The following is a 13,789-nucleotide window of genomic DNA, read 5'->3' as shown; positions in this document are numbered from 1 at the left end:
TCGTCGGGGATCGGCGTATCGATGCTAGTCGAAGCGCTTCAGGTCATACGGCGCCAGCGCGACTGCCGGGTCCTTTCCGCCGATCATTGCCGCCACGAGTTCACCGGTGAGGGGCCCAAGGGTAAGGCCGAGATGCTGGTGGCCGAAGGCGTAGAACAGGTTGGGCGCGCGCATCGTCCCGCCGATGGCCGGCAGGTAGTCGGGCAGGGTCGGGCGCGAGCCGAACCAATGTCGCCAGGGCCCGCGAGCCGGCAGGCCGAGCGACGCCGCACTGGTTTCCAGGCGATGCCACTTGCGGCCATCCGCCGGGGCATCATGCGCTCCGAACTCGACGAAGCTGGATGCACGCAGGCCGGAGCGGAAGCAGGATACGATCATCGATCGCTCCTCGAAGACGACAGGCGGCAGATCGGCGGGCCAGTCGTGATCCGGGCTCTGAATATGATAGCCCCGCTCGGCGATGATCGGCGCATGAAGGCCGACGGGTGCCAGCAGAGCGCCGCTCTCGACCCCGGACGCGACGAGGGCGCGGCGCGGCCTGATCCGCTCGCCTCCGGCCAGCACGAGCACAGCCGCCCCGTCCACGATCTCGATCGCCTGCGCCAGGCCTTTCCTTCGTTCGCCGCCCGCCGCCTGGAACGCCGCGCCAAGAGCCGACAGCACGGCGCCGGGATCGGCGACCTGACCCGTATTCTCGAACAGGATGGCCCCAGCCGGCGGCATCCTCATCGCGCGTGAGAGCCACGCCAGTTCGTCGTTCGAGGCCTCGTGGAAGCGTGCCGTCCCGGTATCGGCCGCCCGCCAGGCCTGCAATCCCGCCACGGCCGCCTCCCGTCCGTGCCAAACGACCGCGTGGCCACCTTCCTTGAGCAGGCCGCGGGGCTCCAGACTGCCCGCAAGCCGGCGCCATGCCGGCATGGACTCGGCCAGCAGGGCGGAGAGCGCGGCCCTGCCGGTCGCGAAGCGCTCCGGCCGGGCGGCAGCGGCGAGCCGCATTCCGAAGGGAAGCCAGCGGGCAATCTGAGCCGGCGGCAGGGAAACGGGGCCTCCGAACAGCGACAGTCGACGCGGCAGGGAGCGCAGCGTCGCCATCGAAGCAAGCGGCTCCACCTGCTCGATGGCGACATGGCCGGCATTGCCGTAGGACGCCGGTGGGCGGTCGCGATCAGGATCGATCAACAGCACCGCATCTCCCCGGCGCTGCAGGACCAGCGCACAACACAGGCCGACGATGCCGCCGCCCAGGACGACCGTTTTCTCCGACTGCGCCATACTTTCCCGCTGCACTGTTTTGCCCTTGCCATTCATGATCGTATATCGTATACGATTTTCAGGTAGCAGACTTCAAGCGTATTCCCCACGCCGTTTCGCGCTGATAGAACGCCGGAACAGGTGTGAGGCAAACCCAATCCTGATTAGCGGAGACGATCCATGAAGACCAATTGGAACGGGGTGTTCCCCGCAGTTACCACGCAGTTCGACGCCAGCCTCGCCATCGACATCGATGCCACCCAGGGCGTCCAGGACGCACTGGTCAGGGACGGCGTCAACGGCCTGATCGTGATGGGCACCTGCGGCGAGAACAATTCGCTCGATCCCGAGGAAAAGCGTACCGTGCTGAAGGCTGCCGTCGAGGTGGTGAACAAGCGCGTCCCCGTGATCACCGGCGTCTCCGAGTTCGACACGCGCCGCGCCATCGCCTATGCGAAGGATGCAGAGAGGATCGGCGCCGATGGGCTGATGGTATTGCCCGCCATGGTCTATGTGCCCAAGCCCGAGGAATTGACCGCGCATTTCCGCATGATCGCCGAGGCGACCTCGCTGCCAATCATGCTCTACAACAATCCTCCCGCCTATCGCGTCAACATCGGCTCGGATGTCCTGCGCGCGCTGGAAGACGTGCCCAATATCGTCGCGGTCAAGGAGAGTGCTCCGGATCCGCGCCGCTTCACCGACCTGATCAACGAGTTCGGCGACCGCTTCGAGATCTTCGCGGGCCTCGACGACGTCGCCCTGGAAGGCCTGATGCTGGGTGCCAAGGGTTGGGTCTCCGGCCTCACGAGCGCCTTCCCGCAGGAATCGGTTGAACTCGTCAGGGCCGCCGCGCGGGGCGACTGGGAAACAGCACGCACCATCTACCGCTGGTTCATGCCGCTGCTGCATCTGGATGCCGAGCACGACCTCGTGCAGTCGATCAAGCTGGCTGAGCAGATCATGGGACGCGGATCCGAACGTGTCCGCCCGCCCCGCTGGCCCCTCACGGGTGCCCGCCGCGCCGAGGTGACGGCTATGGTGGAGAAAGCGGCGGCGACCCGGCCGACGCTGAAGCTCAAGGCGGCCTGAGCGCGGATGGAGTGGCGGTCTTCGACCGCCATCCTCGGAAACTCCATCCTCGTCCGTAAAGAAAGATGGCGGTCGGAGACCGCCACTCCAATTTCGTCGCGAAAGTCCTGCCCATGCGTCATACCTTCTTCTGCATCGATGGCCACACGGCCGGTAATCCCGTGCGACTCGTCGCTGGCGGGGCACCGCTCCTGCGCGGCGCCAGCATGTCGGAGCGGCGCCAGGATTTCCTCGAGCGGTTCGACTGGATCCGCACAGGGCTGTGCTTCGAGCCACGCGGCCATGACATGATGTCCGGTGGGTTCCTCTACCCGCCGACCCGGGACGACACCGATATCGGTATCCTCTTCATCGAGACGTCGGGCTGTCTGCCCATGTGCGGCCACGGCACCATCGGCATCATCACCTTCGGCCTGGAGAACGGACTCATCGAGCCGCGCACGCCCGGCCAGCTCAAGGTGGAGGTGCCCGCCGGCATCATCGATATCGCCTATGAAGCCGAGGGCAATCGCGTCACATCGGTCCGCATCGTCAACGTGCCGTCCTATCTCGCTGCCAGCGGCATCGAGATCGACGTACCCGATTTCGGGCCTCTCAGCGTCGATGTGGCCTATGGGGGCAACTATTACGCCATCGTCGAACCGCAGGGCGCCTATACCGGCCTCGACGACCTCGGTGCGGCCCGCATCATCGCCCTGAGCGGCAAGGTGCGGCAATTGATGCGCGAGAAATACGAGCCTGTGCATCCGCTCGACGAGACCATTCGCGGCGTCAGCCACGTGCTGTGGGCCGACAAGCCGCGCGGCAACGGCGCCGATGGCCGGAACGCCGTCTTCTATGGCGACAAGGCCATCGACCGCTCGCCCTGCGGCACGGGGACTTCCGCGCGCCTCGCCCATCTAACGGCCAAGGGGCGGCTCAAGCCCGGGGACAGCTTCGTGCATGAAAGCTATATCGGCTCGCGGTTCACCGGCAGGGTCGAGGGACTGACCAATCTGGCCGGCCAGCCGGCCATCATTCCCTCGATCAAGGGTTCGGCGATCTCGACTGGTTTCAACACCATCTGGATCGACCGCGAGGATCGGTTCTGGCAGGGCTTCCAGGTGGTATAGGGGCCAAGGCAGCGCCGACGTCCCCATCCACCTTCCGGAAAGCTCAGATATCCTGGTTCTGCGGCAGCATCACCAGATCGCGAATCGTGACGTTCGGCGGCCGCGTGAGCATGAAATGCAGCGCGTCGGCGACGTCTTCCGAACGCAGGCCGCCATGCTCGTTCGCGCGTCGCTCGATCTCGGCCGGATCGGTGATGCCCCACAATTCGTTCAGCACCATGCCCGGCGCCAGCGAGCCGATGCGCACATTGTGCGGTGCGATCTGGCGGCGCACGCCATGCACGAAGCTCTGCACGGCGTGCTTGCTGGCCGAATAGACCGGCTCCCACTGGATCGCCTGGTGGCCCGAGACGGACGAGGTGACTACGATGTCGCCGCTGCGCCGGGCGATCATGCCTGGCAGCACCGCATGAACGGTCCGGAAGACGGCATTGATGTTGAGGGTGAGGAGCTTGTCCCACTCATCCGGGTCGCCATCGACGACGTCACCGGCGATATAGCTGCCCGCATTGGCGAACAGGATGTCGACCGCGCCGAAGCACTTCGTGGCCGCCTCCATGACTTTCGCGGACGCGGCAGGATCGGTCAGGTCGGCCGCGACGGTGAGCGACTCTCCGCCTATCTCGGCGGCAAGCGCGTCCAGCTTGTCGACGGAACGTGCCACCAGCACCTGCCGGACGCCTTCCTGCGCAAACCGTCGAGCAACCGCTCGCCCGATACCGGAACTGGCGCCGGTGACGATCATCACCTTCCCGCTCAGAGAAACCATGTCTTCCTCCCTGGCCGCCGCTGCCGGCGGTTTGTTTTTTGCGCTATGCGACCGTGTTTCCGAGGCCCGGCTGCTCTCATAGGCGGCGAGAGCAGGCCACGGCAAGGGCAAGACGGGCCGCTTTCGCTGCCGGCGACGATCCATGAATCATCCGACAACTTGAACACCCCGCAGTTTGCTGCTACTCACAACAAATAAGCAACAGCAAAATCACGACGATGCCGGACGGCTCCGCAGGGACCGCTCCGGCACGAAAAAAGGGCAGGAGCGCATATGGAAAAGCTAGGCATTCATTCCTTCGTCTGGACGGGTGGCACCACCCAGGAGGAACTCGAAGGCGCGATGGAGAAGTCGCACAGCCTCGGCTACAAGCTGATCGAATTTCCCCGGCTCGATCCCAAGAAGTTCGACGTTTCCTGGCTGGCCAAGCGCCTGAAGGACTATGACCTGAGGGTCGCCGTCACCATGGGCCTGCCGCTCGACGGCGATATTTCCAGCGAAGACGCTGCCGTGGTGAAGCACGGCGAGCAGATCCTCGCCGATGCGGTGGCGATCACGCGTGACCTCGGCGGACAGAAACTCGGCGGGATCATCTTCTCGGCTCACACCAAATATCGCAGCCTGCCCACGAAGAAGGGGTGGGACAACAGTGTCGGCGCACTCTCCCGCATCGCCGTCAAGGCCAAGGAAGCAGGGGTGACGCTCAATCTGGAGATCGTCAACCGCTTCGAGACCAACCTGCTCAATACCACCGCGCAGGGCCTCGCCTTCATCAAGGATACCGGCGCCGACAACATCTTCCTGCATCTCGATACCTTCCACATGAATATCGAGGAGGCGGATCCCGCGCAGGCTATCCAACTGGCCGGCGACAAGCTCGGCTATTTCCATATCGGCGAGAGCAACCGCGGCTATCTCGGCTCCGGCGTGATCGACTTCCCCTCGATCTTCGACGCCCTTGTGGCAGGCGGATACGACGACTGGATCACATTCGAGAGCTTCTCGTCCGAAGTCGTGGACGAGGACCTTTCGATCACCTGCGCGATCTGGCGCAACACCTGGAAGGACAATGTCGACGTGGCTCGCCACGCCAAGGCCTATATCGAGGACTGCTACCAGGTGGCCAAGCGCAAGGCTGCGACGACACGCACGGTGTGAGATCATCGGGACAGCCGGCGACGTGCCGGCTCCTGGAAATGGTAGTGCCTGCCGGCAAGGAAAAAGCCGGCAGGTTGTCGCCGATCCCAGGCACGCACTCCCGGTTTGCATCCTCCACGCCTTCGTGGAATAGACTGCAAGAGCAATCTTCCCGGACTCCCCACCTTGGCAACGCCGCAGACTGTCCGCCATCTCAACGAAATCAGGGCGCTCAACGCGCTGTTCCGTAACGCGGGCATGAGCCGCGCCGATCTTGCACGCGCACTCGGCCTCAACCGTTCGACAACGGGCAACATCATCACCAGCCTGATGACGGAAGGCCTCGCCGTCGAGCGACCGGGTACGCCGCGCGGCGAGAGTGCGGCCAGGACCGGGCGCCCCGGCATCCACGTCCAGATCGACCCTGTCGGCGCCAGCTTCCTCGGCGCCGAGATCGGCGTCGACAGGCTTACCGTCGTCGCCATCGACATGGCGGCACAGGAGATCTCGCGTGTCTCCATTCCCTTTCCGACCTTCGCGGAAACGCCCGACGAGGGCATCGATCGCATGGCCGCTCTCATTGCCGAGGTGATCGGGAGGCTGGCCAATCCCGGCCGCATACGGGGCCTGTGCGTGGCGCTCCCGGCCCTTCTCGATACCGATGGCCTCGTGATCAACGGCCTGATCCTCGGCTGGCGGAACGTTCCGCTGAAGGCGATGATTGCCGAGCGGATCATGGCGCGCTTCCCGGATCTCGACTTCGACATCTCCATCGAGAACGATGCCAACGCCTTCGCCATCGCCGAGACCTATCGCGATACCACGCACAGGTCCGAGACCGTGGCCTTCCTTCTGATCGAGAATGGAGCAGGCGGAGGCATCGTCATCGGCGGGCGGCTGTTCCGGGGCTCGGCGGGGCTCGCCGGCGAGTTCGGCCAGATCGTGCTCGGCGGCCCCGGCTTCTATACCGGGCGCCATAAGCCGGGGCATCTCGAAAGCTATATCGGCAAGGATGCCGTCCTCGCCCGCTATCGGGACAACGGTGCCCGGGACGATGTCGATATCGACGATCTCCTCCAGGCGCTCGCCGCGGGCGACGCCGCAGCGCTCAAGACCGCCCAGGCGTGGGGCCAGGGCCTGGCGACGGGCCTGATCCAGGTCACAAGCGTGCTCAATCCGGGCCTCATCATTCTCGGCGGCTCGGTGGCGCCGCTCTTTCCGCATGTGGCGCGTGAAGTGGAGCAGGCCATGGAGCGCGAACTGCTGGAGGGCTTCCCCATGCCGAAGATCGAAACCTCTTCCCTCGGACTCGAAGGTCCGGCGCTGGGCGCAGCGCTTCTGATGCACCAGCGCATGTTCTCGATCGACGAAAGCGCGATCTATGCGAGCGAGCAGCCGATCACGCTGTTCCAAAGCTGAAGGACCGGCCTGGCGCGGTCCAGGCGCGAGAACCCACAAACATCATACGGGAGAATTCCATGATCGAAGGCAAGGTCGTCACCATCGGCGAGATACTCGTGGAGATCATGGCGACCACCACCGGCAATGGTTTCCTCGAGCCGCAGCCTCTGATCGGGCCCTTTCCCAGCGGGGCTCCCGCCATCTTCATCGACCAGGTCGGAAAGCTCGGCCACGCCGCGGGCATCGTAGCGGCGGTGGGCGACGATGATTTCGGCACCATCAATCTCGATCGCCTGAAGCAGGACGGCGTCGACATCTCGGCCGTGGCCGTCCATCCCGGTGCAGCCACCGGCAGCGCCTTCGTACGCTATCGTCCCGACGGCAGCAGGGCCTTCGTCTACAACATGCGCGACAGTGCCGTCGGCAGGATCGCCGCCACGCCCGAAGCGGAAACCCTGCTCGCCTCAGCCGGCCATCTCCACGTCATGGGCTCCGGCCTGCCGGTGCCGGCGATCACCGGAATGGTGCGTTCCACCCTGCCGACCTTGAAGGCGCGTGGGGGCACCGTCTCCTTCGATCCCAACATTCGCCGCGAGATGCTGCGTGACGAGGGCGGCAAGGCCATCTTCCAGAGCGTCCTGGCCGCGACCGATCTGTTCCTGCCCTCCGGCGAGGAACTGTCGCTGTTCACCGGCGAGACCGACGAGGGCAGGGCCGTTACGGCCCTGCTCGATGCAGGGGTGAAGGAAATCGTGCTCAAGCGCGGCGAGGCGGGCTCCAGCCATTTCGACCGCAGCGGTCGCACGGACATGCCTGGTTTCGTCGTCGCCGAGGTCGATCCCACCGGCGCTGGCGACTGCTTCGGAGCCACCTTTCTCGTCGCTCGGCGCCTGGGCCGCAGCGTTTCCGAAGCACTCCGCTACGCCAATGCGGCCGGCGCACGCACGGTATCGGTCCAGGGGCCCATGGAAGGCAGTTCCACCTTTTCCGATCTCGACCGCTTCATTGCGAAAACGCCGGTTCGGGCCTAGAGAAAAGCCGGGGGCAGGTCTTCGGACCTGTCTGCCGGCCTTGTCCTTCAACTGCGTATCGTCATGACCCTGCTTGAAAAAAAGGCTCTGCCCGAGCGTATCGCCGACGTCATGCGCAGCCGGATCATCGCCGGCAGCCTCGCGCCGGATATGTCCATCCGACAGGATCTGCTGGCCGCTGAACTCGGCGTCAGCAAGATCCCGGTGCGCGAAGCGCTCGCAAGGCTCGAGCAGGACGGCCTCATCGTTTCGCAGACGAATCGCGGCTTCTTCGTCGCGCCGCTCTCGGCCGAGGATGCCTATGACGTGTTCGCCCTGCGGCTGAAGATCGAACCGGATGCCGTGGCGTATGGCTGCGAGCGGGCGGGTCCGGAGGACCGCGCCGCCACCCGTCGCACCCTGGATGCGCTCAATGGCGCCATTGCGGGGCACACGGAGAATATCGGGGCCTGCAACCGGGCCTTCCATCTCTCCCTGATCCGGCCCGGCCGGCGGCGCGTCACCTTGCAGGTCGTCGAGCGCCTGCATCTGCTGGCCGAGCGCTACATCTTCAAGCACCTGGAGTCTTCAAGCCGGAACGCCCGGGCGGAGGCCGAGCACGAGGCTCTGTTCGAGAGCTGGAGCCGCGGGGACGCCTCGGCGGCGGCAGCAAGGACGGCGGCCCATATCGAGGCGACGCTGGCCGATCTCACGGAACAGTTCAACGCGGGCTGACGGCTTCCCTTTCCGGAAGACCGTTTGGCCTTTTGCCAGCCTACGTCAACGTAATCTTGTCCAGCTTACACTGCTGCACAGCAGGCCGCCCAGGATGCAGCCCCGGGTCTGCAGCTTGCCGCCGAGACTCATCGTCATGACATAGGTCCGATGCCGCTGTGGATCGTAGGCCGTGCCCTTCCAGGCCTTGGCCCCGGTCGGCTGCAGCTTCATTTCCAGCCTGTCTCCCACCTTCTCACCGCTGGCGGGGTCGCGGATCCAGGTATTGGTGGCGCAGAGCGCCTGGCCGCAGGGCGCAATGACGACGCGGGCATTGCCATCGTCGCGAGACCAGTTGCCGAGGACGTCCGTAAATCCGCCACCGCTCTGCGCGAATGCAGGCCAGGCCAGCGCGACCAGAGCCATCCCTGCGACGAGGCGCCTCATGCTCCGCCCTCGGCGTGTTCCAGCGTATAGAGCCCGACGTCCAGCGCTCCCGCGCGGAAGCCGGCCTCGCAATAGGAGAGATAGTAGAGCCACATCCGCCGGAAGGCCTCGCCATATCCCATCTTGGCGATCGCAGGCCAGGCGGATTCGAAACGCTGACGCCAGTCGCGGAGCGTGCGGGCATAGCTCGGGCCGAAGGTTTGCGTGACCGTCACCCTCAGCCCTGCCTGCTCGAGCCGCTCTCGCATCAGGGTCTTGGTGGGCAGGAAGCCGCCCGGGAAGATGTAGCGCTGTATGAAGTCAGGATGGGCGCGGTAGGACTCGAAGCGCTCGTCGGCGATGGTGATCGCCTGCAGCACGGCGCGCCCGCCAGGAGCAAGGCGGCGGGCCAGGGTACGGAAATAGGACGGAAGGTAGCGCTCCCCCACCGCCTCGATCATCTCGATGGAGACGATGCGGTCGAACATGCCCTCGATGTCCCGATAATCCTGCAGCCGCAGGTCTGCCTTGTCCCACACGCCAGCGTCCTGCGCCACGCGCCAGGACTCGACGAGCTGGGCCTGCGACAGGGTCACGCCCACGACCGCGACATCGTGCACGGCGGCGAGCCGAGCCGCCAGCGCTCCCCACCCACAGCCGATCTCCAGCACGCGGTTTCCAGGGACGAGGCCGAGGGCGCCGGTGACCGCCGCGAGCTTGCGCTCCTGCCCCTGCTCCAGCGTATCTTCCTCGCGGTCGTAGATAGCGGCCGAGTAGATCATGCGGCTGCACAGCCATTGCCGGTAGAACTCGTTGCCAAGATCGTAGTGGAACCCGATGTTCCGCCTGGCCCGGGCCTTCGTATTGCTATTGCGGCGATGACCCAGCCAGTTGAATAGCCGGCTCGGCAGCGAGCCGCCGAGCCGGCGGACGATCTCGCTGCCGTTGCAGGCCACGAGCTCTATGAGGGCCGTGAGATCCGGGCTCGACCAGTCCCCCCTGATGAAGGCTTCAGCAAAGCCGACATCGCCGCCGAAAAGGAGACTGCGCAGAGCGCGGAGGCGATGCAGCACCAGCACCGCATCCGGCCCTGGCTGGCCGGTCTGGCGGCTCAGCGTCCGGCCATCGGGCATCACGACGGTGAGGGAGCCCTTGCCTAGACATGACAGGAGGCGACGAAGGAACCCGGCTGCCAGGCCAGCCCCGGGCCGTGTCTGGGAAGTCATGTCGTTCAGGCCGAGATCCTGCATCTGCTGGGTGGCATCAGTCATGGTCGTGGTGTCCGGATGATTCGATGGCGGTGACGGGGCGTGCCGGCGGTGGCGGCCGGGGCCGGAAGCGAAGCCCCTTGAGCCACAGCCGAAGGGCCTCCCAATGGATTCCGCCCAGCACACGCAGCATCTGCAGGGGGTGCCCGATGAAGGATCTCAGCAGGGCGGCATCGTCGAAGGCGATCCGTCGCGCCGAATGACCCGCAGTGAGCACGACGCCCTCGCTGTCGCTGACGCTGATCAGCACGGCGAGCCTCTCTCCCGGCGAGGAAAGCCTGAAGGCATAGGTCAGGTCCATCGGCATGAAAGGAGAGACGTGGAAATCCTTTGTGCAGGCTTGGCGCAGCGTGCCGTCGGCCCGCGGCGCGGCGGGAATGAGATAGGCGTGACGCTGGCCGAAGGTGTTGTTGACCTCGTAGAGGACCGCTGCGAGCCCCCCTCGGGGGCGATGGCAGAAGAAGATCGTGAGGGGGTTGAATGCAAAGCCGAGGATGCGCGGCATCGTCAGCACGCTGATGGGGCCGTCCACGACGGGCAGGCCGGCCTGTGCCAGATGAGCCTCGATCTGGATGCGCAGGCTCTGCGGGCCGCCGCTGCCATAGTCGCCATCGTGGAAGCTGAAGAGATTGAAGCGGTTGCGGGAAAAGAAGCGGCAATTGCGCGCGACGGCATCGATCTCATCCAGGTCGAGGAAGATGGAGAGGATGGGATAGCGCAGCCTATGGGTGCGGGGGCGGAGGCGCTGGTGCATCACCCAGCCTTCATACAGGGCGGATATCGCCACGCCGCGCCTGGAATCCCTTTCTCTCACGCCGCCGCCTCCTGCTCGAAACGCGGCATCCCGCCGACATGGATCCGATCCGATTCGGCCTCGACGCGCCAGGGACGGCGCACACCTCCCAGGGATTCAGCAACGGCGAGGCCTGCCTGGAGGCCGTCCTCATGAAAGCCCGTTCCGAAATATGCACCGGCGAACCATGTACGCCGTCGCCCCTGCAGCGACCAGAGATCGCGCTGTGCCATGATCGCTTCGCCGTCAAAGATGGGATGTTGATAAATTTGCCGGCAAATTATCTTGCTCTCGTCGATCATGCCGCCTGGATTGAGCGTGACGAAGAGCGGATTGACCGGATCGATGCCCTGCAGGCGGTTCATCCAGTAGGTTACGCAAAGCGGTGCGCCCGTCCCGGCCTGCGAGACGTAGTTCCAGCTCGACCACACGGCCCGGCGTTTCGGCATGGCGAAGGCGTCCCGATGAAGGACGGCCTCGTTCCGGCTGTAGCGGAAACGCCCTAGCAGGCGAACTTCGTCCGTCATGGCGTCCGCGAGCAGGCCGAGGCTTTGATCGGCGTGGGACGCGAGCACGACGTGATCATAGCGCTCCGGCCCGGCGCCGAGCGCCTCGACAAGGACACTATCTTCGCTCCTCAGCACCCTTCGCACCGGCGTACCCAGACGCAGCCGGCCGGAAAAATCGTCGAGCATGGCGCGCACATAGACCCGCGCACCACCCTCCACCGTTCGCCAGATGGGCCGGTTGGCGACCTTGAGCAGCCCGTGGTTGTCGCAGAAGCGGATGAAGGCGGCAGCCGGATAGTCCATCACCTGCCGGACGGGAATCGACCAGATCGCCGCCGCCATCGGATAGAGATGATCCTCGCGCATCGCCTGCCCATAGCCCTCCCGATCGAGAAGGGCGCCGAGCGTAAGATCCCCGGCGCCCCGGAGGTGGTGCGGTGCCTCGCGATAGAAACGCAGGATCTCCCGCAGCATGGACCAGAAGCGCATACGCAGCAGGTTCCGCTTCTGGGCGAACAGCCCCTTGAGATCGGTTCCGGCGTATTCGAGCCGCCCTCCTCCCAGCGAGACCGCAAAAGACATGTCGGAAGGCCGGGTGGTGACTCCCAGATGGCCGAACAACGCGGCAAGATTGGGATAGGTCGCCTCATTGTAGACGATGAAGCCGGTATCCACGGGAATGGCTCCCTGCTCGCCGGACACCGAAACCGTATTGGAGTGCCCGCCTGGCCGGGTCGCGGCCTCATAGAGCGTCACGTCATGCCGCTTCGCGAGCAGCCACGCCGAGGACAGGCCCGAAATCCCGGAGCCGACGACGGCTATGCGCAGGGGCGGACTGGAGGCGGGGCCGGCATCGTTCGTCATGTTCACGCCCAGGCAATCGGGGGAGCGCGGCAGCGCCCCTGGTTTGGCAACGGGATCGATGCCGGCTATACGTTGGGCACCCGCCATCGGATCACTGATCCAACCTCGCGCGCTCTGCGTATCGGGAGCATGCATGGCTCTCTGGCACACAAGATGCTCGAATTTCGCCCCCGGAAGACACCATCCCGGCAAGGGAGCGTCGTGACGATGAACCAGGCTGCCGCTCCTGTTCCGCCCGAAGCGCCGTCGGCCATGGATGCCCTGGTGGTGGCGATCGCCGAGCGGCAGGACAGGGAGGCTTTTGCAAGGCTGTTCGGCTATTTTGCCCCGCGGGTGAAGGGCTTTCTCATGCGGCGCGGCGCCAATGCCGGCCTTGCCGAGGAGATCGCGCAGGAGACGATGCTCTCGGTCTGGCGCAAGGCCTCGCATTTCTCGCCCGGACGCGGGACGGCAAGCACCTGGGTGTTCACTATCGCCCGCAATCTCGCCGTCGACCGCATGCGCCGCGACGGTCCCCAGCCGGAAGCGGAAATGGAGCCGGCGGAGGAAGCCGCGGTGGAAAGCGCCGAGGCGGCGCTGATCTCGGCCGAACGCGAACAGCGCCTCCGGGCGGCCCTTGCCACGCTTTCGCCGGAGCAGGGCACCATCCTTCGGCTTTCCTTCTTCCAGGATCGCCCCCATTCCGAAGTTGCCACGGAGCTCGGCATCCCGCTCGGCACTGTGAAATCGCGCATCCGCCTCGCCATTGCGCGGCTGCGCCTGCTTTTGGACGACCTGTCATGACGATCACCCGCCCCATCACCCATCATCCGGACGACGGCGTGCTGCTCGCCCATGCTGCAGGAACACTCGGACTTGCGCCACGCCTCGTGGTCGGCGCCCATCTGGAAGCCTGTTCCACCTGCCGCGCCCGCGTCGCCCGGTTCGAAGCCGTCGGCGGCGCCATGCTCGACGCGCAGGCTCCCGAGGCGCTCGCCTCCGACGCGCTGGAGCGCGCCATGGCCGCGCTGGACGCGCCGGCGCCGGTCGAGCCGCCGCCACGTCTTGCACCCGCCAGCTTTCCGCTCGGCATCGCACTGCCCAGATCGCTTGCGGGGCAGCGGCTCGGCCCCTGGCGCTGGACGGCACCCGGCATCGAGATCAGCAAGGTCGAAGGGCTGTGGAAGACAAGGGAGCGCTGTTTCCTGCTCAAGGCCGCGCCCGGGGTGACGGTGCCACACCACGATCATGACGGCGTGGAACTCGCCCAGATCCTCACGGGCGCCCTCATCGACGAGGACGAGCGTTTCGAGGTCGGCGACTGTGCCCAGGCCGAGCCCGGGCTGCGGCACCAACCGCAATCGGACCCGAAAGATGGCTGCATCTGCCTGATCGCCATCGACGGGCGGACCCGTCCGAGCCAATGGACGGGCCGCCTGATCCAGCGTTTCATCGATATCTGAA

Annotated in this window: 14 protein-coding genes; 8 read left to right on the top strand and 6 right to left on the bottom strand. The window is 65.6% G+C overall.

Annotated features, from left to right (window positions below):
- Positions 1-24 precede the first annotated feature (24 nt).
- Positions 25-1,272: an NAD(P)/FAD-dependent oxidoreductase gene (locus tag AC6H34_RS11725; RefSeq protein WP_497538925.1), complete on the bottom strand. Its 1,248-nt coding sequence runs from the start codon at positions 1,270-1,272 to the stop codon at positions 25-27.
- A gap of 159 nt (positions 1,273-1,431) precedes the next feature.
- On the opposite strand from AC6H34_RS11725, the gene AC6H34_RS11720 reads away from it, so the two are divergent.
- Positions 1,432-2,343 (top strand): dihydrodipicolinate synthase family protein, encoded by a 912-nt coding sequence (locus AC6H34_RS11720; protein ID WP_497538924.1) that lies wholly within the window; start codon positions 1,432-1,434, stop codon positions 2,341-2,343.
- Positions 2,344-2,456: 113 nt separating this feature from the next.
- A complete protein-coding gene (locus AC6H34_RS11715; protein ID WP_497538923.1) occupies positions 2,457-3,455 on the top strand; it encodes a 4-hydroxyproline epimerase in 999 nt (332 codons plus the stop codon).
- A 43-nt stretch (positions 3,456-3,498) separates the two neighbouring features.
- Here the strand turns inward: AC6H34_RS11715 and AC6H34_RS11710 are convergent, their stop codons facing one another.
- Positions 3,499-4,224 (bottom strand): SDR family oxidoreductase, encoded by a 726-nt coding sequence (locus AC6H34_RS11710; protein WP_497538922.1) that lies wholly within the window; start codon positions 4,222-4,224, stop codon positions 3,499-3,501.
- Between the two features lie 273 nt (positions 4,225-4,497).
- On the opposite strand from AC6H34_RS11710, the gene AC6H34_RS11705 reads away from it, so the two are divergent.
- From AC6H34_RS11705 to AC6H34_RS11690, 4 genes are all read left to right on the top strand, one after another.
- On the top strand, positions 4,498-5,382 hold the full coding sequence (locus tag AC6H34_RS11705; protein WP_448149819.1) for a sugar phosphate isomerase/epimerase family protein: 885 nt from the start codon (positions 4,498-4,500) through the stop codon (positions 5,380-5,382).
- A 165-nt stretch (positions 5,383-5,547) separates the two neighbouring features.
- Complete coding sequence (locus tag AC6H34_RS11700; RefSeq protein WP_448149820.1) at positions 5,548-6,780, top strand: ROK family transcriptional regulator; 1,233 nt, start codon at positions 5,548-5,550, stop codon at positions 6,778-6,780.
- Between the two features lie 59 nt (positions 6,781-6,839).
- Entirely contained in the window at positions 6,840-7,793 is a 954-nt protein-coding gene (locus AC6H34_RS11695; RefSeq protein ID WP_497538921.1) for a tagatose kinase, read from the top strand.
- A 63-nt stretch (positions 7,794-7,856) separates the two neighbouring features.
- Positions 7,857-8,507, top strand: a complete 651-nt coding sequence (locus AC6H34_RS11690) for a GntR family transcriptional regulator (protein WP_497538920.1) — start codon at positions 7,857-7,859, stop codon at positions 8,505-8,507.
- A gap of 45 nt (positions 8,508-8,552) precedes the next feature.
- Here AC6H34_RS11690 and AC6H34_RS11685 read toward each other — a convergent pair whose 3' ends face one another.
- The 4 genes from AC6H34_RS11685 to AC6H34_RS11670 are packed head-to-tail and all read right to left on the bottom strand — an operon-like array spanning position 8,553 to position 12,346.
- Positions 8,553-8,933, bottom strand: coding sequence for a DUF2147 domain-containing protein (locus tag AC6H34_RS11685; RefSeq protein WP_497538919.1), 381 nt, complete (start codon positions 8,931-8,933; stop codon positions 8,553-8,555).
- Positions 8,930-10,162 (bottom strand): class I SAM-dependent methyltransferase, encoded by a 1,233-nt coding sequence (locus AC6H34_RS11680; RefSeq protein WP_497539880.1) that lies wholly within the window; start codon positions 10,160-10,162, stop codon positions 8,930-8,932. Before AC6H34_RS11680 ends, AC6H34_RS11685 begins: the two co-directional genes overlap by 4 nt.
- 13 nt (positions 10,163-10,175) lie before the next feature.
- Positions 10,176-10,994 carry a DUF1365 domain-containing protein gene (locus AC6H34_RS11675; protein ID WP_497538918.1) on the bottom strand — a complete coding sequence of 273 codons (819 nt, stop codon included), beginning with the start codon at positions 10,992-10,994 and terminating at the stop codon, positions 10,176-10,178.
- Positions 10,991-12,346, bottom strand: coding sequence for an NAD(P)/FAD-dependent oxidoreductase (locus AC6H34_RS11670; RefSeq protein ID WP_497539879.1), 1,356 nt, complete (start codon positions 12,344-12,346; stop codon positions 10,991-10,993). The genes AC6H34_RS11675 and AC6H34_RS11670 overlap by 4 nt, the downstream gene beginning before the upstream one ends.
- 207 nt (positions 12,347-12,553) lie before the next feature.
- Between AC6H34_RS11670 and AC6H34_RS11665 the strand changes: the two genes are divergently transcribed.
- Both AC6H34_RS11665 and AC6H34_RS11660 read left to right on the top strand, forming a co-directional pair.
- Positions 12,554-13,129 (top strand): sigma-70 family RNA polymerase sigma factor, encoded by a 576-nt coding sequence (locus tag AC6H34_RS11665; protein ID WP_497538917.1) that lies wholly within the window; start codon positions 12,554-12,556, stop codon positions 13,127-13,129.
- Complete coding sequence (locus tag AC6H34_RS11660; protein ID WP_448149826.1) at positions 13,126-13,788, top strand: ChrR family anti-sigma-E factor; 663 nt, start codon at positions 13,126-13,128, stop codon at positions 13,786-13,788. The genes AC6H34_RS11665 and AC6H34_RS11660 overlap by 4 nt, the downstream gene beginning before the upstream one ends.
- Position 13,789: the final 1 nt, after the last annotated feature.

The organism is Labrys sp. ALF-8, assembly GCF_059699065.1.
Note: the sequence above shows the minus strand (reverse complement) of the source record. Positions and strands in the feature narration are given on the sequence as shown.